21 protein-coding genes are annotated in these 22173 nt (G+C 62.0%); 12 read left to right on the top strand and 9 right to left on the bottom strand.

The annotated features are described in order from the left end of the window. Nucleotides 1-114: 114 nt before the first annotated feature. Genes efeO (QMK50_RS01020) through efeU form a run of 4 tightly spaced genes read right to left on the bottom strand, consistent with a single transcriptional unit; the run spans nucleotide 115 to nucleotide 4349 of the window. On the bottom strand, nucleotides 115-939 hold the full coding sequence (gene efeO / locus QMK50_RS01020; protein ID WP_320332253.1) for an iron uptake system protein EfeO: 825 nt from the start codon (nucleotides 937-939) through the stop codon (nucleotides 115-117). Between the two features lie 33 nt (nucleotides 940-972). Continuing rightward, nucleotides 973-2271 (bottom strand): iron uptake transporter deferrochelatase/peroxidase subunit, encoded by a 1299-nt coding sequence (efeB, locus tag QMK50_RS01015; RefSeq protein ID WP_320332252.1) that lies wholly within the window; start codon nucleotides 2269-2271, stop codon nucleotides 973-975. A gap of 18 nt (nucleotides 2272-2289) precedes the next feature. Next, nucleotides 2290-3489: an iron uptake system protein EfeO gene (gene efeO, locus QMK50_RS01010; RefSeq protein WP_320332251.1), complete on the bottom strand. Its 1200-nt coding sequence runs from the start codon at nucleotides 3487-3489 to the stop codon at nucleotides 2290-2292. Between the two features lie 8 nt (nucleotides 3490-3497). Further along, a complete protein-coding gene (gene efeU, locus QMK50_RS01005) occupies nucleotides 3498-4349 on the bottom strand; it encodes an iron uptake transporter permease EfeU (RefSeq protein WP_320332250.1) in 852 nt (283 codons plus the stop codon). 232 nt (nucleotides 4350-4581) lie between these two features. On the opposite strand from efeU, the gene QMK50_RS01000 reads away from it, so the two are divergent. Next, a complete protein-coding gene (locus QMK50_RS01000) occupies nucleotides 4582-5598 on the top strand; it encodes an AraC family transcriptional regulator (RefSeq protein WP_320332249.1) in 1017 nt (338 codons plus the stop codon). 542 nt (nucleotides 5599-6140) lie between these two features. Here QMK50_RS01000 and QMK50_RS00995 read toward each other — a convergent pair. After that, a complete protein-coding gene (locus QMK50_RS00995) occupies nucleotides 6141-7154 on the bottom strand; it encodes an RHS repeat-associated core domain-containing protein (protein ID WP_320332248.1) in 1014 nt (337 codons plus the stop codon). Between the two features lie 464 nt (nucleotides 7155-7618). On the opposite strand from QMK50_RS00995, the gene QMK50_RS00990 reads away from it, so the two are divergent. From QMK50_RS00990 to QMK50_RS00970, 5 genes are read left to right on the top strand one after another with little or no spacing between them, the layout of a single operon-like run. Beyond that, the gene (locus QMK50_RS00990) at nucleotides 7619-9277 is read left to right on the top strand and encodes an AMP-binding protein (protein WP_159996157.1); all 1659 of its coding nucleotides are present in this window, start codon (nucleotides 7619-7621) and stop codon (nucleotides 9275-9277) included. Nucleotides 9278-9293: 16 nt separating this feature from the next. Next, nucleotides 9294-10055 (top strand): SDR family NAD(P)-dependent oxidoreductase, encoded by a 762-nt coding sequence (locus QMK50_RS00985; protein WP_095171473.1) that lies wholly within the window; start codon nucleotides 9294-9296, stop codon nucleotides 10053-10055. A 12-nt stretch (nucleotides 10056-10067) separates the two neighbouring features. Further along, a complete protein-coding gene (locus tag QMK50_RS00980) occupies nucleotides 10068-11261 on the top strand; it encodes an acetyl-CoA C-acyltransferase (RefSeq protein ID WP_095171474.1) in 1194 nt (397 codons plus the stop codon). A gap of 9 nt (nucleotides 11262-11270) precedes the next feature. Further along, on the top strand, nucleotides 11271-12398 hold the full coding sequence (locus QMK50_RS00975; protein WP_320332247.1) for an acyl-CoA dehydrogenase: 1128 nt from the start codon (nucleotides 11271-11273) through the stop codon (nucleotides 12396-12398). 15 nt (nucleotides 12399-12413) lie between these two features. Next, nucleotides 12414-13187, top strand: a complete 774-nt coding sequence (locus QMK50_RS00970; RefSeq protein WP_320332246.1) for an enoyl-CoA hydratase — start codon at nucleotides 12414-12416, stop codon at nucleotides 13185-13187. 96 nt (nucleotides 13188-13283) lie between these two features. Here QMK50_RS00970 and QMK50_RS00965 read toward each other — a convergent pair whose 3' ends face one another. Then, nucleotides 13284-14435, bottom strand: coding sequence for an acyl-CoA dehydrogenase family protein (locus QMK50_RS00965; RefSeq protein WP_095171480.1), 1152 nt, complete (start codon nucleotides 14433-14435; stop codon nucleotides 13284-13286). 5 nt (nucleotides 14436-14440) lie between these two features. Continuing rightward, nucleotides 14441-15547 (bottom strand): enoyl-CoA hydratase/isomerase family protein, encoded by a 1107-nt coding sequence (locus QMK50_RS00960; protein ID WP_320332245.1) that lies wholly within the window; start codon nucleotides 15545-15547, stop codon nucleotides 14441-14443. Between the two features lie 459 nt (nucleotides 15548-16006). Between QMK50_RS00960 and QMK50_RS00955 the strand changes: the two genes are divergently transcribed. The 6 genes from QMK50_RS00955 to ctlX all read left to right on the top strand — a co-directional run bounded on the left by QMK50_RS00955 (nucleotide 16007) and on the right by ctlX (nucleotide 20731). Beyond that, on the top strand, nucleotides 16007-16786 hold the full coding sequence (locus tag QMK50_RS00955) for a transporter substrate-binding domain-containing protein (RefSeq protein ID WP_320332244.1): 780 nt from the start codon (nucleotides 16007-16009) through the stop codon (nucleotides 16784-16786). A gap of 75 nt (nucleotides 16787-16861) precedes the next feature. Then, nucleotides 16862-17587 (top strand): ABC transporter permease subunit, encoded by a 726-nt coding sequence (locus QMK50_RS00950; protein WP_320332243.1) that lies wholly within the window; start codon nucleotides 16862-16864, stop codon nucleotides 17585-17587. Further along, a complete protein-coding gene (locus tag QMK50_RS00945; protein ID WP_320332242.1) occupies nucleotides 17584-18294 on the top strand; it encodes an ABC transporter permease in 711 nt (236 codons plus the stop codon). Before QMK50_RS00950 ends, QMK50_RS00945 begins: the two co-directional genes overlap by 4 nt. 74 nt (nucleotides 18295-18368) lie before the next feature. Then, nucleotides 18369-19130, top strand: coding sequence for an ABC transporter ATP-binding protein (locus QMK50_RS00940; RefSeq protein WP_320332241.1), 762 nt, complete (start codon nucleotides 18369-18371; stop codon nucleotides 19128-19130). Between the two features lie 12 nt (nucleotides 19131-19142). Further along, complete coding sequence (locus tag QMK50_RS00935; RefSeq protein ID WP_320332240.1) at nucleotides 19143-19619, top strand: Lrp/AsnC family transcriptional regulator; 477 nt, start codon at nucleotides 19143-19145, stop codon at nucleotides 19617-19619. Between the two features lie 173 nt (nucleotides 19620-19792). Further along, nucleotides 19793-20731, top strand: a complete 939-nt coding sequence (gene ctlX, locus QMK50_RS00930; RefSeq protein ID WP_320332239.1) for a citrulline utilization hydrolase CtlX — start codon at nucleotides 19793-19795, stop codon at nucleotides 20729-20731. A 1-nt stretch (nucleotide 20732) separates the two neighbouring features. Here the strand turns inward: ctlX and QMK50_RS00925 are convergent, their stop codons facing one another. Further along, on the bottom strand, nucleotides 20733-21440 hold the full coding sequence (locus QMK50_RS00925; protein ID WP_320332238.1) for an HPP family protein: 708 nt from the start codon (nucleotides 21438-21440) through the stop codon (nucleotides 20733-20735). A 209-nt stretch (nucleotides 21441-21649) separates the two neighbouring features. Then, a complete protein-coding gene (locus QMK50_RS00920) occupies nucleotides 21650-22171 on the bottom strand; it encodes a GNAT family N-acetyltransferase (RefSeq protein WP_320332237.1) in 522 nt (173 codons plus the stop codon). Nucleotides 22172-22173: the final 2 nt, after the last annotated feature.

The following is a 22173-nucleotide window of genomic DNA, read 5'->3' as shown; positions in this document are numbered from 1 at the left end:
TGGCGTGCGGTTGGGATAAAAGGAAGCAGGCTAACGATATATGTAGTAACCATGGGCCTGTGTCCTGGCAGTCGGCCTGAGTGATAAAGGCGGGCGAGGCGTGCGGGTCGTACTTCAGTTCAATCCCAATTTGCCGCGCAGCGTCGACAGGTCCTCGGCCAGGGTATTGACCGGTCCGATCAGGGCCTTGCGGTCTCGGTCCTTGACCTTGTCGTAGGTCTGGAAGCCACCGTCGGCGGTCCGGTACTTGGCGAGGATGCTGTTGACGCTGGCGAAGTTTTTGTCGACCTTGGCCACGAACGCCTGGTCCTGCTGGGTCAGTTGGCCACGGAACAGGTCGACGATTTTTTTCGCGCCGTCGATGTTGCCCTGAAAGTCATATAAGTCAGTGTGGCTGTAGCGATCTTCTTCGCCGGATACCTTGGTCGCCGCCACTTCTTCGAGCAAGGCCGCCGCGCCACCCACCACTTTTTCCGGTGGGAAGGTCATGCCAGCCACCCGGGCCTGCAGGTCCTTGATGTCCTTGTCGAGGCCGTCCGCCAGGGTCGCCAGACCCTCGGTGGTGTGCTCGGCGAACAGTGAATATTCGATGCGGTGGAAGCCAGTGAAGTCGGGCGCCTTGACCCCTTGTTCATGGTCGTCGACCCGGGAGTCGATGGACGCGTCGAGGTCGCTGAACAGTTCGGCGATCGGCTCGATCGACTCGTAGTACACCCGGGTTGGCGCATAGAGTTGTTGCGCGGTGGCCAGGTCGCCGCGTTTCACTGCGGCGGTGAACGCCTGGGTGTGGCTGGCCAGCTCATCCAGCTGTTCAGTGACGTAAATCTTGTAGTCGGAGATCGGCCCCACCAGGTCCAGCGGCGCCGTGACAGCGAAAGCCGGGATAGGGGCGTGGAGCAAACCAAGGGCTGCCAGCAAAACGAGAGGCGATTTGTTCATGGGACGATTCCGTGGGTGGGGTGTGAGGTGAAATCAGGCCCTGGTCATGGCCGGTGCAGCGCCAAGCAGTGAGCGACCGATGAAGTCCTGGTCGTCGGTGACGCCCGGCAAGCTGAAGAAGTACCCACCGCCAATGGGCTTGAGGTACTCCTCCAACGGTTCGCCGTTGAGGCGGTTTTGCACGGTGATGAAGCCCTTGAGCAGGTCAGCCTGGTAGCAGATGAACAACAGGCCCATTTCCAGCTGGCCATTCTTGCTCACGCCATTGGAGTAATTGAACGGCCGGCGCAGGATCAGATTGCCCTGGGTCGCGGCGGTGCGCGGGTTGGCCAGGCGGATATGGGCATCCAGCCGGGTCAATTGACCGTGGGGGTCTGAGGCGTAGTCCGGCACTTGGTTCTCCTGGGTACCGTCCAGGGGCGCGCCCGTGGTCTTGACCCGGCCGATGATGCTTTGCTGTTCCTGCAGGGGCGTGCGGTCCCATCGTTCCACCAGGTTGCGGATGATCCGCACCACCTGATAGCTGCCATGGGCGGCCCAGGCCGGCTCCGTGCTGCCGGGCTGGACCCAGACCACTTGGCGCATGCTGCCGGGGTCGTTGGAGTCGGGGTTGGCCGAGCCGTCGCGAAAACCCAGGTAATTACGCGCACTTTGCGCCGCGACCCCGGGCTTGGTCGGTGCCTGCGGCGGTACGCTGCCTTCCTGTTTCCAGCGCACCAGCAGCAGGTCCGGCAGGTTCTTGACGATGTCGCGCAGGGCATGAATGTTGGTGTCGGCGCTGTTGGCGCAGAACTGCAGGCTCAGGTCGCCGTGGCAAAGATCCGGCTGCAGTGCATCGTTGGAAAACTCGTGCATGCGGATCAGCCGGTGGGGCTTGACGGGCGCCAGGCCAAAACGTTCGTCGAACAGCGATTCGCCCACCGACACGGTGATGGTCAGGTTGTCCGGCGTTACCTGCGGGCCAAGAATCCCGGAGTCCAGCGGCGGCAGCTTGGCGTCCAGCTCAGCCACCGGGCCGCCGGCCATCAGGAAGGCGATCCGGCTGTTGAGGGTGCGGAACAGACGCTCGAGTTCGTCGCGGTCGCTGGCCAGCACATCAAAGGCTACCAGCATGCCGGCGGCCGGGCGTGGGGTGACGATGCCGGCCTGGTGCCGACCGTGGAAACGCTGGCGGTCCTCGGTCTTGTCGCTGCTTGGGGCCTGGGTGACTTGTGCTGGGCTGGCGGCCATGGCCGGGCAGCTCAGGGCGCTTCCCGCCAGCGCTATACCAGCGGCCCCCATGCCCAGTAACACACGGCGACGCTGGGCACTGAATGGATCTGAATGGTTCATCTGTCGTTGGTCTTCTGCTTACAGGCCGAAAAGGCCAAGGGCGGGATCGATGCCATCGAGCGCGTCAGCCAGGGCCTTGGCCCGATCGGCGATGCGCTGGCGCTGGTCGGCGTTGAGGCGCTCATAGCCACGGTCGCCAGCCTGGGCGTTCAGGTCATTGAGCTCGGTTTCGAAGTCGCTGGCTGCACGATCAATCTGCGCCAACAGCGGGCTGGCACTCTTGACCAGCAAGGGGCGCAGCAAGTCGAGCACTTTGCGGCTGACCGCCAGGTTGGCGATGAATCCGTTGAGGTCGCTGTGGCTGTAGCGCTCCTCTTCACCGCTGCTGGCGCGCACCTGGGCGATGCTGCGCAGGTTGCGCGTGACACTGCTCACCAGTTGTCCGGGCGGCAGCGATTGCGCCAGCAGTTGTTGCTTGAGTTGGCCGACATCAACCAACAGCCGTGCAGCGATTGGACCCAGGCCCGCGGTGCTGCGCTGCTCGAACAAGCTGTATTCAATCCGGTGGAAGCCGACAAACTGCGGGTCCTGCTCACGCTGCTCGAAGTAGTCGGCGCGGGCATTGATCGCGTTATCCAGTTCGGCCAGGCGTTGCGCCGCCGGGGCCAGGCGTTGATAAGCAATGCGGGCAGGCATGTACAGGGCTTGGGCCTGCTCCAGGTCTCCCGCATCGATGGCTTGCTGCAAAGCGCTTGCCGCCTTGATCAACTCGGTGCCCTGGGTGCTGAGATAGACCCGGAATTCCGACAACGGGCCGACAAACGCCAGCATTGATGGACGGGCCTTGGCGGCGGCTTCGGACGCGGCGGTCGGGGTCACGTGCAAGGTGCCGCGGGGATTGCTGAGCAATCCGCAGGTGATGCTGTAGTCGCCTGACAACAGGTCGGCGTTGATCACCTGGCTCAGGCCCGGGGCGATGTTTTCCCGTTCCTCGAGCACCAGCACGCCATCGAGGATTTCCCATTCCACGGCACGCTCGGAGCGGTTGACGATGCGAAAGCTGGTGGGGCCTGCCGGCACGGTCAGGGCGTTGGGTTCGCAACTGTGGGGGTGGATGGTCACGGTGATTTCACCCTGATGCGCCTGACGCTTGGCGGCGGCCATGTGCGCGGCGTAGTAGAACAATCCACCGGCGGCGATCATCACCAACACCGAGCCGGCCAGCGCCCAGTGCAAGGTACGGGGTGGCAAGGATGAAAGGGGGACCTGGCTTGACATGTATGCCCTTACTGACTGGAAGCGGAAGAGGAGGGGCTGGCTGGCGGTTTCGCGGGTGCGCTGACCGGCAGGCACAACAGCACCAGGGCCACCAGCAGATAAATCCCGTAGGCACCGAGGGTGCTGACGGTGGGCGCGTCCTGGTAGCCGAGCATGCCGGCCAGCACCGAGCCCAGTGGGCCGTCCATTGGCAGGCTGGCGCTGAGGTCAAAAACCACCTGTTGCAGGTGATTCCACACCCCGGCTTCATGCAGGGCCTGCACCGAGTTGGCGAGAATCCCGGCGGCCACCCACACAATGAACAGCCCGGTCCAGCGCAAGAACGCCGCGAGGTTCAGGCGCATGCTGCCGCTATAGATCAGCCAGCCAACGATAATCGCCAGGCCCAGGCCGAGCAGGGCGCCCATCGGCGCTGCCGGGCCGCTACTCTGCTGGAACACGGCTAACAGGAAGAACACGGTTTCCAGGCCTTCGCGGGCCACAGCGAAAAACACCATGGCGATCAAGGCGCCGACCTGATGCCGGGAGCTGCTCATGGCCTGCTCCAGGGACAACTGCAGCGAGTGCTTGATGGAGCGGGCGACCTTGCGCATCCAGAACACCATGGAACTGAGGATGGCCACGGCCACGAGGCCGATCACTGCCTCGAACAACTCCTGTTGTTTCTGCGGGAACTGCGCGCTCATCAATTCCAGGCCAGCGCCCACCAGCAGGGCCAGTGCGGCGGCGAGAAACACGCCGATCCACACCGCCGGCAGCCAGTGCCCGCGCCCGGTTTGCTTGAGGTAACTGGCAATGATGCCGACGATTAACGCCGCTTCAATGCCTTCGCGCAGCATGATCAGAAAAGGAACCAGCATTCAGCACCGTCGAGATAGATAGCAAGCTAAGTTGTAACATAATGATACTCATTGTCAGTCGAGGTTGATTGACATTTACCTGAACGAAGGCTGAACCAATTCCAAGGAAGGGTCGTTGCGCTGATCAGGGGCATTTTCGCGATTGAGTCAGCGCCTTGCCGTTGATCGAGGGCCAACTGGCCAGCTGGTACGTTAAGATGGCCCTCAAATAAAAACCGGGTCGCCACGCTTTATGTCGGAAAAAGACAGCATCTCCATTCACCTGGTGCGCGAAGCGCTGTTACAAAGCTGTGAGCCGGGTGCCGCCAGTCATGAAGTGCTGCTTAAGGTCGGTATCGAGCCGCAGTTACTGGAGGTGGCGGACGCCCGGGTGCCGGCTACCGCCTACGCCCGGCTGTGGCGGCTGCTGGCGCGGCGGCGCGACGATGAGTTCTTCGGCATGGACCCGCGCCAGCTGAAATCAGGCAGCCTGGCCTTTCTCTGCCAGTGCGCCATGGCCCAGCCGACGTTGGCGGCAGGTCTGAACAGCGGCTTGGGCTTTCTGTCGCTGATGCTCGAGCGCCTGCCAGCGCAACTGGTGCACCAGCAGAGCCTGGCGGAGATCGTCCTGCTGGAAGACGACCCGCAACCGCGTCGCGCCTTCACCTACTTCACTTATTGGATGATCGTCCACGGCGTGGCCTGCTGGCTGGCGGGGCGACGGATTCCGATCCTGGCCATTGAACTGCGTTGTGCCGAGCCGCCGTTCTGCGACGACTACAAGGTGATGTTTTCCGAGAACCTGCGATTCGACCGGCCACGGACCCGGATGATCTTCGCGGCCGACTGCCTCGACCTGCCGCTCAAGCGCAGTGTGCAAGAGCTGCAGCGCTTCCTGGCCCATGCCCCGGCCAACATCCTGGTCAAATACCGTGACCCGCAAAGCCTGGCCAGCCGCATCAAACACGACTTGCGGCATCTGCCGGCGCACACCTGGCCGGAGACCGAAAGCCTGGCGCAACAGCTGTGCATGTCGGCCTCGACCCTGCGCCGGCGCCTGGCGGAAGAGGGGCAGACCTACCAGGGTTTGAAAGACAGCGTGCGCAAGGAGTTGGCGATTGTCTGGCTGGCCGAACCGGCCATCAGCTTCAGCGACATCGCCGCCCGCCTGGGGTTTGCCGATACCAGCTCGTTCTACAAGGCGTTTCGCAAGTGGTCGGGGTCCAACCCAGGGCATTACCGCAGCTTGATTCTCAGCGACGCCGATTGAGTCGGTTTTAGCGCGCGAGCTGATATGGCTATCGCGGCATAGGTATCTACACAACTGTGTGTGCGACGTTGCACCTGTGGGCCTCTGGGGTGTTGGATTAGACCGAGTACATATCCATTTTTGCGGTAACGGCCTCCTATGGTTCCGCTTTTACAGCGGCTCACTTTTGGAGGAGCCCAAAAGTAAGCAAAAGGCTCTTGCCCCACCACTCGGCACCTCGCTTAGGCTCGGTGTTCCCTCACTCCGGCTTGAATCCGTGGGCCGCCGCCACGCGCCATCCATGGCGCGGGGCGGCTAACCCGGCGTCCTGCCGGGTTACCCACGGCTTCAAGCCTGCGTTCGGCCAGCGTGGTTAACGGGGCGCCCAGGATCAAAAGCAAAGCGAGGCGGCCTAAAAGCCGACCTGATCGCTAGGGCATGCGCGGTGTAGCTTCTACTACCCCGATATTGATTTGGGGGGTAAACCGGCAGGACGCCGGTTTAGCCGCACTGGGCCAGGGCTACTGAGACCAGGAATTGATCGGCTTGCAACGCCCGAGTGACTACCTTCGCGGGGCTAGTAAAAATGGTCGTGGAGGTTGTCCCGCCCGTATTCGTCGTGCATTTAGCACGTCCATTGCGGCTCGAAGTGCATCTTGTTGCAACTGGACTTGAGGATTCAAAAAGGCTTGTCTCGCAGGTGCTTGCAGTGGAAGAAGACGCGAGTTCATGCCAGTTGCATCACCACCTCCCCTAGTTCGAGGGAATACGACCTCTCGTCCATGTGTTCCACGAGAACTTGTCCACGTATCTCCCCCAGAGTTGCTTGGTTGCGGCGGGGCGAATTGTCCGGTTGACAGGCTGGAGCTTTGCACAGTACGACCAGTTGTTGATCTGCTTCCCAGAGCGGTCAATCCGTCCATGGCGGCGCCTCCTTCATAGCCGGGATGAATCCTTTCTGTTGTTGGTCCATAGTCACCAAGCCCTGGCGAAGGTGGGAAGTTTCGTGGCCCCGGCGCCCCGGCGATAACAGTGCCCAAGGTACCAAACGCATTCAGAGTGCTTTCTTTTTCGACGCGCATAGGTCCCGTCACAGTTTCCACTTGTCTAGTGGCTTTCAATGCTTTGCCGCGGCTGGGGCCAGTAACGGAGGCACCACCAAACAAAAACCGATCCACTCCTGAAAGGAAGTTGCCGATTTGGTGAATCAGTTTGGGTAAATGCCCGGTTGGATCTGAAAAATTCAACGGATCTACGCAATACATGTAGGCATTCAGTCCACCCGCTCCAAACGGACTCCAACTGTCCGGGCTATGAAAGCGCATCAACACAGGGTTGTAAGCCCTGTAGCCATTGCCCAGCAAGTACCAGCCCAATAGCACCTCGCGTAGCTCACCGTTAAAACCCAATCGCCCGTTGATTTCCTGCCGCCCGGTCTGTTCGCCATAAACTGAATAAGCGATCGAATTGAACCTTCCGCCTGCGACTTCGACCAGCACCGAGTTCTTACTGTCGGTGGCTAGAAGTATGGTTTGTGACTGCCGTGAGGGGCGGTCACTGTTTGCGGAATCGGTCATCACAAGGCCTGCCTTCGAGGTTGATTTCTTGCTTCCAGATATACTCGCGCGGCCAAAAGTTGGGAACTATCAGAACTGATAGTCAGACGTGGCGGTAATGCGGAATAAAACCCTGTAGGGGATGGCCCATTGCGGCGCCCCCCCCCCAATCAATGTCGGAGTACGGGCATGCCGAGCCTAAGCGAGGCACCGAGTGGTGGGGCATGAGCGTTTTGCTTACTTTTGCCTGGGCCGGCATTCCGGCTGTTCAAAAGTGAGCCGCCGTTGGGCGGAACCCTTATCAGCCGTACCGAAGAAATGGATATGTACTCGGCCTAATGTCGGCTCACAGATGCGCCCCCCTTGGCCAAAGCAGTCAAGCAACTTGATGGCTTTGACCATTGTCCCGCGCCGCCCGTGGAGCGAGTATTTCGAGGATTTTGTAGGTTCCCCCAACCCAATAAAAACACCAAGGGATTCTGGCAATGCGCGATTACCTGTCTGCGACTTCACAGTTCAACTATCAGCACACGGTCGATGCGGCACTTCATGGTTCGCTGACGGCCCTCAACGCCTGTGTCGAGTGCTGCGACCGCCACGCATTGCCCGGGCGCATTGCCTTGTTCTGGGAAGGGCGCGACGGCGCCAGCGCGACCTATACCTTCAGCGACCTGCAGGACAAGGCCGCGCGTTTCGCCAACTTCCTCAAGTCCCAGGGCGTGAAGCAGGGCGACAAAGTCGCTGGCCTGTTGCCGCGCAACGTCGAACTCTTGATCGTAGTGCTCGCCACCTGGCGCATTGGCGCGGTCTATCAGCCATTGTTCACCGCCTTCGGCCCCAAGGCCCTGGAACATCGCCTGGGCACTTCCGGCGCGGCCGTGGTGGTGACCGATGCGGCGAACCGGCCCAAACTCAGCGAAGTGCCCGACTGCCCGACCATCGTCACGGTCACCGGTGCCAAGGGCCAGGGCCTGGTCCGCGGCGACTTCAGTTTCTGGGCGGAACTGGCCAATCATTCCAACCAGTGCGAACCGGTGTTGCTCAGCGGTGAAGACCCGTTCCTGCTGATGTTCACCTCGGGCACCACTGGCCCGTCGAAAGCCTTGTACGTGCCGCTCAAGGCCCTTGTCGCCTTCCAGAGCTACACCCGCGACGCCGTGGACCTGCGCCCGGAAGATGCCTTCTGGAACGTCGCCGATCCCGGTTGGGCCTATGGCATCTACTTTGGTGTGGCCGGCCCATTGGGCATGGGGCACCCGATCACGTTCTACGACGGCCCGTTTACCCTGGAAAGCACTTGCCGGGTGATCAACAAGTACGGGATCACCAACCTCACCGGCTCGCCGACCGCCTACCGCCTGCTGATTGCCGGCGGCGACGAGTTCGCCCGCAGCATCAAAGGCAAGCTGCGTATCGTTAGCAGCGCCGGCGAACCGCTGAACCCGGAAGTGATCCGCTGGTTTGCCGATAACCTCGGCGTAGTGATCCACGACCATTATGGCCAGACCGAGCTGGGCATGGTCCTGTGCAATCACCACGGCCTCGAGCATCCGGTGCATGTCGGTGCTGCCGGTTTTGCATCGCCCGGCCACCGCATTGTGGTGCTGGACGACAACTACAACGAATTGTCCGTCGGCCAGCCAGGGATCCTGGCGATCGATCGCAGCCAGTCGCCGATGTGCTGGTTCCCCGGCTACGACGGTGCGCCGACCAAGGCCTTTGTCGGCGACTACTACCTGAGCGGCGACACGGTCGAGCTGAACCCGGACGGCAGCATCAGCTTCGTCGGTCGCAGCGATGACGTAATCACCACCTCGGGTTACCGGGTCGGTCCGTTCGATGTCGAAAGCGCGCTGATCGAGCACCCGGCGGTGATAGAAGCGGCGGTGGTCGGCAAGCCCGACCCGGAGCGCACCGAACTGGTCAAGGCCTTCGTCGTGCTCGCTAGCCAGTACCTGGCGTCGCCGGAGCTGGCCGAAGAATTGCGCCAACATGTGCGCAAGCGCCTGGCCGCGCATTCCTATCCCCGTGAAATCGAATTTGTCAGCGATTTGCCGAAAACCCCAAGCGGCAAATTGCAGCGCTTTATCTTGCGCAACCAGGAAATCGCCAAGGCTCAAGAGGCCGCGGTCAACAAGGCTTGAATTCAAGGAAACAACGATGCAGATCGAAAACAAGGTTTTTATCGTCACCGGCGGTGCGTCGGGGCTGGGTGCGGCCACCGCTGAACTGCTGGTCGCCGCTGGCGCCAAGGTGATGCTGGTGGACATGAACGCCGCGGCGGTCGCGGCGCAGGCCGAGCGCCTCGGGGCCCACAGCGTGGTCGCCGACATCAGCAACGAAGACGCCGCACAGGCTGCGGTACAGGCCACGGTTGCGGCGTTTGGCGGGCTCAACGGCCTGGTCAACTGTGCCGGGATCGTGCGGGGCGAAAAGATCCTTGGCAAAAACGGTCCGCATGCCCTGAGCAGTTTCAGCCAGGTGATCAACGTCAACCTGATCGGCAGCTTCAACATGCTGCGCCTGGCAGCCGAGGCGATTGCCCAGGCCACCCCGGACGCGGACGGCGAGCGGGGAGTGATCATCAACACCGCTTCGGCGGCCGCCTTCGACGGCCAGATCGGCCAGGCCGCCTATGCCGCATCCAAAGGCGCGATTGCCAGCCTGACCTTGCCGGCCGCCCGTGAGCTGGCACGCTTCGGCATCCGTGTGATGACCATAGCCCCGGGCATCTTCGAAACCCCGATGATGGCCGGCATGACCCAGGAAGTTCGCGACTCGCTGGCCGCCGGCGTGCCATTCCCGCCACGCCTGGGCAAACCTTGCGAGTACGCGGCGCTGGTCAGGCATATCATAGAAAACAGCATGCTCAACGGTGAGGTGATCCGTCTCGACGGTGCCTTGCGCATGGCCGCTAAATAAGGAGTCATGAACATGACCACTCACAACGATCCGATTGTCATCGTCAGCGCCGTCCGCACCCCCATGGGCGGTTTCCAGGGTGACCTCAAGAGCCTGACTGCGCCACAACTGGGCGCCGCCGCCATTCGTGCGGCGGTCGAGCGCGCGGGCCTGGCCAGCGATGCCGTGGAAGAAGTGTTGTTCGGCTGTGTACTGCCTGCCGGTCTCGGCCAGGCCCCGGCACGCCAGGCAGCATTGGGCGCCGGCCTGGACAAGTCGACCCGTTGCACCACCCTGAACAAGATGTGCGGTTCGGGCATGGAGGCGGCGATCCTGGCCCACGACATGTTGTTGGCCGGCAGTGCCGAGGTGGTGGTGGCCGGCGGCATGGAAAGCATGTCCAACGCTCCGTACCTGCTGGACCGCGCCCGTAGCGGCTACCGCATGGGCCACGGCAGCGTGATCGATCATATGTTCCTCGACGGCCTGGAAGACGCCTACGACAAGGGCCGCCTGATGGGCACCTTTGCCGAGGATTGCGCGCAGGAACACGGCTTCAGCCGCGAGGCCCAGGACGCCTTTGCCATCGCGTCGACCACCCGCGCCCAGCAGGCCATCTTGGACGGCAGCTTCACCGCCGAAATCGTCCCGCTGCAGGTCACAGTCGGCAAAGAGCAGAAGACCATCACCGACGACGAGCAACCGCCCAAGGCCAAGCTGGACAAGATCGCCAGCCTCAAGCCGGCATTCCGCGCCGGCGGTACGGTGACCGCTGCCAACTCCAGCTCGATTTCCGATGGCGCCGCGGCCTTGGTCCTGATGCGTCGCAGCGAGGCGCAAAAACGCGGTCTCAAGCCACTGGCGGTGATTCATGGCCACGCCGCGTTTGCCGACACTCCGGGATTGTTCCCAGTAGCTCCGGTGGGCGCGATCAAGAAGCTGATGAAAAAAACCGGCTGGTCGCTGGATCAAGTCGATCTGTTCGAAATCAACGAAGCCTTCGCGGTGGTCAGCCTGGTCACCATGACCAAGCTGGAAATTCCCCACAGCAAGGTCAACGTGCACGGAGGCGCCTGCGCCCTGGGTCATCCGATTGGTGCTTCGGGCGCACGGATCCTGGTCACGCTGCTCTCTGCCCTGCGCCGCAAAGGCCTGAAGCGGGGTGTGGCTGCCATCTGCATCGGCGGCGGCGAAGCCACGGCCATGGCCGTTGAATGCCTGGATTAAGGATTCCCTATGCTGCCCAATGACGAACAACTACAGATCAGCGACGCGGCCCGGCAGTTTGCCCAGGAACGCTTGAAACCGTTCGCCGCCGAGTGGGATCGCGAACACCGTTTCCCCAAGGAAGCCATTGCGCAAATGGCCGAGCTGGGTTTCTTCGGCATGCTGGTTCCCGAACAGTGGGGCGGCTGCGACACCGGTTACCTGGCGTACGCCATGGCCCTGGAAGAAATCGCTGCCGGCGATGGTTCCTGCTCGACCATCATGAGCGTGCACAACTCGGTAGGCTGTGTACCCATCCTCAAGTACGGCACCGACGAGCAGAAGGCGCGCTTCCTCACGCCACTGGCCAGCGGGGCGATGCTCGGCGCCTTTGCCTTGACCGAACCCCAGGCCGGCTCCGATGCCAGTGGCCTGAAAACCCGCGCCCGCCTCAATGGCGACCACTATGTGCTCAACGGCTGCAAACAGTTCATTACCTCCGGGCAGAACGCCGGGGTGGTGATTGTGTTTGCGGTGACCGACCCCAACGCCGGCAAGCGTGGGATCAGTGCCTTTATCGTGCCCACCGATTCGCCTGGCTACAAGGTTGCCCGGGTCGAGGACAAGCTCGGCCAGCACGCCTCCGACACTTGCCAGATCCTGTTCGAAGACGTCAAGGTGCCCGTGGCCAATCGGTTGGGGGAGGAGGGCGAAGGCTACCGTATTGCCCTGGCCAACCTCGAAGGCGGCCGGGTCGGGATCGCCTCGCAGTCGGTGGGCATGGCGCGCGCCGCGTTCGAAGCCGCCCGTGATTACGCCCGCGAGCGCGAAAGCTTCGGCAAGCCGATCATCGAGCATCAGGCCGTGGCCTTCCGCCTGGCCGACATGGCCACGCAGATCGCCGTCGCCCGGCAGATGGTGCACTACGCCGCCGCCCTGCGTGACAGCGGCAAGGCCGCACTGGTGGAAGCGTCGATGGCCAAGCTGTTTGCCTCGGAAATGGCCGAGAAGGTCTGTTCGTCCGCCTTGCAAACCCTCGGCGGTTACGGTTATCTGAGCGACTTCCCGCTGGAGCGTATCTACCGCGATGTGCGGGTGTGCCAGATCTACGAAGGCACCAGCGATATCCAGCGCATGGTCATTTCGCGCAATCTTTGAACAAGGAACCCTTGCATGAGTTACGAAACGATTTTGTTGGAAATCCAGGGCCGCGTGGGCCTGATCACCCTCAATCGCCCCCAGGCATTGAACGCCCTCAACGCGCAGATTGTCAGTGAACTGAACCATGCGCTGGACGGCCTGGAAGCCGACCCGCAGATCGGCTGCATCGTCCTGACCGGTTCGAAGAAAGCCTTCGCCGCCGGTGCCGACATCAAGGAAATGGCCGAGCTGACCTACCCGCAGATCTACCTGGACGACCTGTTCAGCGACAGTGATCGGGTGGCCAACCGCCGCAAGCCGATCATCGCCGCCGTCAACGGTTTTGCCCTGGGTGGCGGTTGTGAGCTGGCGTTGATGTGCGACTTCATCCTGGCTGGCGACAACGCCAGATTCGGTCAGCCGGAAATCAACCTCGGCGTCCTGCCGGGCATGGGTGGCACCCAGCGCCTGACCCGCGCGGTGGGCAAGGCCAAGGCCATGGAAATGTGCCTCAGCGGTCGCCTGATCGACGCGGTGGAAGCCGAGCGTTGTGGCATCGTGGCGCGCATTGTGCCGTCGGATGAGCTGCTGGATGAAGCGTTGAAAGTCGCGACCCTGATCGCCAGCAAGTCGCTGCCGATTGCCATGATGACCAAGGAGAGCGTGAACCGCGCCTTCGAAGTCAGCCTGTCCGAAGGCGTGCGTTTTGAACGCCGGGTATTCCACGCGGCGTTCGCCACCCAGGACCAGAAAGAAGGCATGGCGGCGTTTATCGCCAAGCGTGCGCCGGAGTTTGTCGGTAAGTAATCCTGGGTTCTGACGGTCACCATCGCGGGCAAGCCCGCTCCCACAAAGCATTAAAGAGCTTGTGGGAGCGGGCTTGCCCGCGATGCGTTCAGGGTTTCACAGCAGGTAGTTTTTCAATTCCCGCGCAATCACCATCCGCTGAATCTCGCTCGAGCCTTCGTAGATCTGGGTGATCCGCGCATCGCGGTAGTAGCGTTCCACCGGATAATCTTCCAGATACCCATAACCGCCGTGAATCTGGATCGCCGAGGAGCAGACCTTTTCGGCCATTTCCGAGGCAAACAGCTTGGCTTGCGAGGCCTCCGACAGGCAGGGTTTGCCGGCGCTGCGCAGGCGTGCGGCGTGGAGGATCAACAGGCGGGCGGCGTTCAGCCGGGTGTGCATGTCGGCCAACAGGTTGGCGATGCTCTGGTGCTCGATGATTGGCTTGTCGAACTGCACCCGGTCGCGGGCGTAGGCCAGGGCCGCTTCAAAGGCTGCGCGGGCAATACCCAGTGCCTGGGCAGCGATGCCGATGCGCCCACCTTCGAGGTTGGACAGCGCAATCGCCAGGCCCTTGCCGCGCTCACCCAGCAGGTTGGCTTCGGGGATGACGCAGTTGTTGAGCGTCACTGCGCAGGTGTCGGACGCCCGAATGCCCATCTTGTGCTCGCTGCGGTCAACGATGAAGCCCGGGTTGTCGGTGGGCACCAGGAACGCCGACAGGCCTTTCTTGCCCAACTGCGGGTCGGTCACCGCAAACACGATCGCCAGCTTGGCCCGCTTGCCGTTGCTGACAAACTGCTTGGCGCCGTTGATCACCCACTGGCCATCGCGCAGTTCGGCGCGGGTACGCAGGTTATGCGCCTCGGAACCGGCTTGGGGTTCGGTCAGGCAGAAGCAACCGATGGTCTGGCCGCTGGCCAGGTCCGCCAGCCAGGTCTGTTTTTGTGCCTCGGTGCCGTAGTTCAACACCGGCCCGCAACCCACCGAGTTGTGGATGCTCATCAAGGCGCCGGTTGCACCGTCGCCGGCGGAAATCTCTTCCACTGCCAGGGCATAGGCAACGTAGTCGACATAGGTGCCGCCCCATTCCTCGGGCACCACCATGCCCAGCAGGCCTAGCTCACCCATCTTCGCCACCAGGGCGTCGTCGATCCAGCCAGCCTTTTCCCAGGCTTGGGCATGGGGCGCGATCTCGCCGCGGGCAAAGTCCCGGGCCATGTCGCGGATCATCACTTGTTCTTCGCTCAGTTCGATATCGTGCATGAGAATCAGCTCCCGCTCTGCTCAAAGCCTGTGAAGAAACTGGCCACGTGCTTGGCGTCCAGGGCCTGGACGGTGGCAGGGTTCCAGCGTGGATTCTTGTCTTTATCGATCAGCAAGGCGCGTACTCCCTCGATCAGGTCGCCACGGGCGAACCATTGACGGTCCAGGTGCAGTTCCAGGGCAAAGCAGCGTTCCAGGCTCAGTTCGCGGCCGCGGCGGAGCATTTCCAGGGTCACGGCCATCGCCAGCGGGGAGCGGGTCTGCAGCAGGTTGGCGGTGTCCAGCGCCCATTGATGGCTGTCGGCGACCGTCACGCTACGCAGTTGTTCGATGATGCTCGGCACATCCGGCTGGGCGAAGAAGTGGTCAATCGCCGGGCGCAGGGCTTGCAGCGGGGGTTCGGGCAGGTGCTGCACCGCCAGTTGGGCCAACAGCCCTTGCAGGTCCTTGAGCGGCGTATCGTGCCACTGCAGGTTATCCAGGCGCTGGTCCAGCTCGCTCAGTAGCTCACTTGCCAGGTACCAGTCGGCCAGGCCGCAATACAGTGCATCGGCAGCGCGAATCTGTACCCCGCTGACCCCCAGGTAGATCCCCAGCTCGCCCGGGATGCGCGGCAGGAAATAACTACCGCCGACATCCGGGAAATAACCGATACCGACTTCCGGCATCGCCAGGCGGCTGCGTTCGGTGACCAACCGCAGGTCGGCGCCTTGCACCAGGCCCATGCCGCCGCCCAGGACAAAACCGTCCATCAGTGCCAGGACCGGTTTGCGGTATTGGTGAATAGCCAGGTCGAGGGCGTACTCCTCAACGAAAAAATCTTCGTGCAGGGTGTCGCCGGCTTGGTAGCTGTCATACAGCGAACGGATGTCGCCGCCAGCGCAGAAGGCTTTTTCCCCGGCGCCGCGCAGCACCACGGCATGCACCTGCGAATCCCGGGCCCAGGCCTCGAGTTGGCGGTGCAGGGTGCGGACCATGTCCAGGGTCAGGGCATTGAGGCCGGCGGGGCGATTGAGGGTCAGGTGGCCAATATGGTTGCGCACCTCGGCCAGGACTTCGTTGCGCGTGGCATCCATGGCCTTTACCTGCGTAGATAAAACCTCAGCAGTCATCGGTAACTCCCTGCTTTTATTGTTCTTTATGGAAATGCCCGGGCGCGGGCGATCGTCGATCGTAACAGTGCAAATTTGCCGTGTACAACCCGGATGAATGCAGGTTCGGTGTGCATTTTTGCAATATCGAAACTGCCGTCGACGATATTTTTAACTGAATAGGGCATTCACGACAGAATCGGCTGTGAATCGGCCGACGTCAGCGCAACCGCGCTGTTTGCGCAGCCCTTAACGACACCTCGAAGGCAACGTCTGTTGGCATTCTGGCCGTGGGTTTGAAGCCGTCTGCGTCAAGGGTTTCAAGCCCAAGGGCGGGGCCTTTGCCGGCTCCGCGCCTGAATCAGAACAATAAGAACGCTGGTGCGGCGCAGGCCGCATCGACTCTCTGTTCCTGCCCATAAAGGCGGCCAGGGCCACGGCCCGGTCGCGATAATTCCAAATAAATCGGGACTTATGAAGATGAAAACCCAATGGTTGACCTTGCCAGTACTGGCGTTGCTGGTGTGCGCCACAGGCGCTAGCGCCAAAGAGTGGAAAGAGCTGCGTTTTGGTACCAACCCCAGCTACCCGCCCTTCGAATCCAGTACCGCCGACGGTGGCGTGCAGGGTTTTGGCATCGACCTGGGCAATGCCATCTGCGCAGAGCTCAAACTCAAATGCGTGTGGGTCAGCAATGACTTCGACGGGCTGATTCCGGCGCTCAAGGCCGGCAAGTTCGACGCCATCCAGTCATCGATGACCGTGACCGAGGCGCGCAGCAAACAGATCGACTTCACCGACCGCCTGTACGCCGGGCCGACCGCCATCGTCACGCGCAAGGACTCGGCCCTGCAACCCACCGCCGAATCCCTGAAGGGCAAGACCCTGGGCTTCATGCAGGGCACCATCCAGGAAACCTATGCCAGGGCCAAGCTGGCGCCGGGCGGAGTCAAGCTGCGGGCCTATCAGAATCAGGATCAGGTCTATGCCGACCTGGTCTACGGGCGGCTGGATGCCTCGATCCAGGACAAGCTGCAAGCGCAGATGAGCTTCCTCGAATCGCCCCAGGGCGCCGACTTCAAGAACAGTGAAGGCATCAGCGACCCGCTGGTGCCGTCGCAAATCGCCATCGGCCTGCGCAAAGGCAACGACGAACTCAAAGGCATGCTCAATGCCGCCATCAAGGCCCTGCACGAGAAGGGCATCTACGCGCAGATCCAGCGCAAATACTTCGGCGACCTCGACCTCTACAACAACTGATCCCCGCGCCCGCGCCACTGTGCCGTTTACCCCGGCGCAGCGGTGCTGCGTGGCGCCTCGAAACAGGTGACTTGCGTGAATACCTTCCTCTCTGTCCTGGGCCTGGATCTCTCGGCCCTGCAAGGCTATGGCCCTCTGTTGCTGCATGGCTGCTGGGTGACGCTCAAGCTGTCGGCGTTGTCGCTGCTGGTGAGCATGCTCCTGGGCCTGCTTGGTGCCGCAGCCAAGCTCTCACCGCTGCGTGTGCTGAATCTGCCGGCGAGCTGCTACACCACGCTGATTCGCGGGGTGCCGGACCTGGTGCTGATGCTGCTGATTTTCTACAGCCTGCAAGGCTGGTTGAGCAGCCTGACCGAGGCCATGGGCTGGGCCTACATGGAAATCGATCCGTTCGTGGCCGGGGTGCTCACCCTGGGCTTTATCTATGGCGCCTATTTCACCGAGACTTTTCGCGGCGCGATCCTCAGCGTGCCCCGTGGGCAGCAGGAAGCGGCAGCCACCTTTGGCCTGAACCGCTGGCAGCGGTTTCACTGCGTGGTGTTCCCGCAAATGATGCGGTTCGCCTTGCCCAGCCTTGGCAACAACTGGCTGGTGCTGCTCAAGGCCACGGCCCTGGTGTCGATCATCGGCTTGTCGGACCTGGTCAAGGTCGCTCAGGAGGCAGGCAAGAGCACTTTCAACATGCTCGACTTCCTGCTGATTGCCGCGGCGTTGTACCTGCTGATCACCAGCGCTTCGAACTATCTCTTGCGCGTCCTTGAACGTCGCTACAACCAGGGTGTGCGGGGGATGGCGTCATGATGGAATTGTTCCTGGAGTACTGGAAGCCCTTTCTGTTCAGCGACGGCTACAACCTCACCGGCCTGGCCATGACCTTGTGGTTGCTGGTGGCGAGCCTGGTGCTGGGGTTCTTCCTGTCGTTGCCACTGGCGATCATGCGCACCTCACGCTGGGCGGTGTTGCGTTGGCCGGTGCAGTTGTTTACCTATGTTTTGCGCGGTACGCCGCTGTATATCCAGCTGCTGATTTGCTACAGCGGGATCTACGGCATCGCCGTGGTGCGCTCGCAACCGTTGCTGGAAGCGTTCTTTCGCGATGCGATGAACTGCACCTTGCTGGCATTCGTACTCAATACCTGCGCCTACACCGTGGAGATTTTCGCCGGCGCGATCCGCAGTATTCCCTACGGTGAAATCGAGGCAGCCCACGCCTATGGGCTCAGGGGCTGGCGCCTGTACCTGCAGTTGATCCTGCCATCGGCCTTGCGCCGGGCGCTGCCGTACTACAGCAACGAAGTGATTCTGATGCTGCATGCCACTTCCGTGGCGTTCACCGCGACCATTCCGGACATCCTCAAGGTGGCCCGGGATGCCAACGCCGCAACCTTCATGACCTTCCAGGCGTTTGGCATTGCCGGGTTGCTGTACCTGGGGCTGTCCTTCGCCTTGGTCGGCGGGTTCCGGCTGGCGGAGAAACGCTGGCTGAGCTTTCTCGGCCCCACGCACTGAAGCGCGCTGCACTCAACCGACCTTTTTTCCTATGCGGCACCGCATCGACAGGGGTGCGGGGCCAGGGGTGATTCATGTACAAGTTGACCGTTGAAAATCTGTATAAACGTTTTGGTGACAACGAAGTGCTCAAGGGCGTCTCGTTGAAGGCACGGGCCGGTGATGTGGTGAGCATGATCGGCGCCAGTGGCTCGGGCAAAAGCACGATGCTGCGTTGCATCAACTTTCTCGAACGGGCCGATGACGGCGCCATCGAGCTGGACGGTGAACGCATCGTCACGCGCCAGGCGCCCGGTGGTATGCGGGTCGCCAATCCGGCACAGTTGCAGCGCCTGCGCACGCGGCTGGCCATGGTGTTCCAGCATTTCAACCTGTGGAGCCACTTGACGGTGCTGGAGAACATCATGCTCGCGCCGTGCAAGGTGCTGGGGATCAGCCGCAAGGACGCCGAAGCCAGCGCCCGGGCCTATCTGGACAAGGTCGGTTTACCCCAGCGGGTGGCCGAGCAGTACCCGGCGTTCCTTTCCGGTGGTCAGCAACAACGGGTGGCGATTGCCCGCGCGCTGGCGGTGGAACCGCAGATCCTGTTGTTCGACGAGCCGACCTCGGCCCTCGACCCGGAACTGGTCGGTGAAGTATTGAAGGTGATTCAAGCCCTGGCCGAAGAAGGTCGGACCATGCTCATGGTGACCCACGAAATGGGCTTTGCCCGGCAGGTCTCCAGCCAGGTGTTGTTCCTGCATCAGGGGCGGGTCGAGGAGCAGGGCGCTGCGACTATTCTCGACCGGCCACAGAGTGAACGTTTGCAGCAATTTCTATCGGGCCGTTTGAAGTGAGGCAAGACGTACATGGCGGATATCCGCGATCTGTCGATTGTGCTTGATCGTATCGACCAGGCAATTATCGAGGTGCTGCGCCACGATGGGCGCATCACCTATCAAAAGCTTTCCGAGCGCGTGCACCTGACACCCAGGCCATGCCTTGAACGGGTACGCAAGCTCGAACAGTTGGGGGTGATTCGTGGCTACGGGGCGATTCTCGACGAGAAAAAGCTGACCCCCGGCCTGTCATTGCTGGTGCTGGTGGCGTTGTCGAACCAGAGTGGCCGCGCCGCGCAGAAGGCTTTCGAAGCCAAGGTCAGGGCTTGCCCGCAAGTGCTGGAATGCCAGTTGATCAGCGGCGCGTTCGACTACAGCCTGCGCATGCGATGTCGCGACATGGAACACTATCGGGTCCTGACTGAAGTCTGGTTCGACGACCCGGAGTTGCACATCGACAAACTGGTCAGCCACCCCGAACTGGCGATGGTCAAGACCTCTTCCTGATGCAGGAACTGGTGTACAACAGGCCATTGACCGGTCATTCCCAGGCGGTGTAATCGGCTGAAACACCTGGTGTTTTCAGCCAATTCCAGCACTGCCGATGCGTTTATCAGCCGGGTTTTTTCGGCATGTAAACAGACAATGGGCGTCTCTCAACCCTCATTGAATCTGTGCCCATGCAAACCACCAATACCGTTTTGATGATTCGCCCGACACGTTTTTCCTTCAATCAGGACACGGCGGCCAACAACCGTTTCCAGCGCCCGGCCGCGGTGTCGGAGGATGTCCAGCGCAAGGCTCTGGAGGAGTTCGATGGTTATGTCGCGGCCCTGCGCGCCCACGGCGTCGAAGTGCTGGTGCACAACGACCGCGAGGCGCCCCATACCCCGGACTCGATCTTTCCCAACAATTGGTGGAGCAGTCACCCCGACGGCACCCTGGTGCTGTACCCGATGCAAGGCCACAACCGGCGCCTGGAACGGGACAAGGGAGTGCTCGACTGGCTGCGCGATCATTACCAGGTCGAACAATTGCTCGACCTGTCGCATCTGGAACTGCACGACATGTTCCTTGAAGGCACCGGCAGCATGGTGCTCGACCGCGAGGCGCGAATTTGCTACGCCGGCTATTCCACGCGCACCCACGCTCAAGCGCTGGACCAGGTGGTCGATCACCTGGGCTACGCGTTGTGTGCCTTCAATGCGGTGGACCGCCAGGGCGTGGCGATCTACCACACCAATGTGATGATGAGCGTCGGCAGCCGGTTGGCGGTGGCTTGCCTGGAGTCGGTGGCGCAGGCCGATGAGCGTCAGTCGTTGCGCACGTGCCTGGAAGACAGCGGCAAGCAGGTCATCGCCCTGAGCTGGGAACAACTGGAATCCTTTGCCGGTAACATGCTCGAGGTGCACGGTGCTGCGGGCGAGCCGCTGCTGGTGATGTCGCGCACTGCCTGGCAGTCGCTGGATGCGGTCCAACGGCGGTTGATCGAAGCCCACACCACGCCGCTGCCGGTGAACATCGACACCATCGAGCGTATCGGCGGCGGCAGCGCCCGTTGCATGTTGGCCGAGGTCTACCTGAACAAACGTATGCCGGGCGCCCAGGCGCTGGGCTGAATCAGCCTTGGCCGCTCAACACCTGGCCGATGCTGCGACGCTTGGCGTGTCGTTCGCTGGCGTGAATCAATTGCTCGAGGTCTTCGGGGGTGACGTCGAAGAAGGCCTCCAGTTCGGCCAGCGCCGCCTTCAGGTCCTCGGCGTTGATGGCCTGGCTGTCGGTGGGCGGGTGGTCGGCGGGGATCATTGGCACCGGTTCGGCGGGGCGCTTGGGGTAACGAATGCGCGTCAGGTTGTTGTACCCCAGGGCGCTCAGCAGCAGGGTCGATGCGCCCAGCATCACCGGGGCCAGTGCCTGCCAGTCGAGGGCGATGGTCGCCGGATCCGCCAGCACCATCAGCAGCGCCAGGGCCCCGGCCGGTGGGTGCAGGCAACGCAGCCAGCACATCAGGATCAAGCCCAGGCCGGCCGCGAGGCAGGCACTGACCAGCGTTCGTCCCAGCACGTGAGCTACCAGCAACGCCATCACGGTGGCACACAGGTAGCCACCGATGATTGACCAGGGCTGGGCCAGCGCACCGGATGACACGGCAAACAGCAGCACTGCCGACGCTCCCAGGGGGCCGATCAAGTGCAGGGCAATCGGCATGCCGAAGACTTGGGCACAGACCCAGACACTCAGCAGGGTGCCCAGCGACATGCCGATGGCAGAGCGGCTCCATTCGGTAGGGCGGGTGTTGATGGCAGCGGGAATCCAGCGAGCGAACATGGGTAGGACGGTCCAATTGCAAAGGGCAGGCAAAAAGAAGGGCTTGGCTGGTTCTCCAGCAAGCCCTTTAAGCGTTCCAACATTTGGGGGAGGAACCGGCACAGTGTGCCGGCCAACTCGCAGCCTGACAAATTCATATTAATGAGCTTTAAGTTCATTAATATTGAAGTTAAATCACCCCGCGCGCAGCCCTGCACCCCGGTTTGTCGCTAAGGACGCAAGTCCAGGCGCATGGCACAGCGCCGATGGCGGGGCAGGCCGTGGGCCGCTTCCTCGTCCAGCAGCTGCTGCAAGCGGGAATCGATCTGCTGTGCATCCAGGGTGACAAAACCACTGCGCCGATAAAACAGCTCGTTCCAAGGCAATTCACGGAAGGTGGTCAGGGTCACTGCCAGCAGCCGCTGGTCCCGGGCGTGCTCGATCGCCGCCTGCAACAACTGCCGACCCAAACCCTGGCCCTGAGCTTCACGATCAACCGACAGTTCCTCGATATGCAACTGGCCGCCCGTCACAGCGGCGCTGAGAAAACCGACGATGCACCTATCCGCCGCCTCGACCACCCACACCGGGCAAGTTGCGATGTGCTGGCGATGCTCTGGGCCACTGATCACCGCTGCGTCGACCAGCCAGGCCAGCTCGGGGTCCTGGGCAAACAGGCGGGCCGCCGAGCGCTCGATGTCGGGTAGGGCGTCGGCATCTTCGACTCGGGCTCGACGCAAGACACAGGTCATGC

The organism is Pseudomonas sp. P5_152, from assembly GCF_033989915.1.
In the GTDB taxonomy this organism is placed as follows: domain Bacteria; phylum Pseudomonadota; class Gammaproteobacteria; order Pseudomonadales; family Pseudomonadaceae; genus Aquipseudomonas.
Note: the sequence above shows the minus strand (reverse complement) of the source record. Positions and strands in the feature narration are given on the sequence as shown.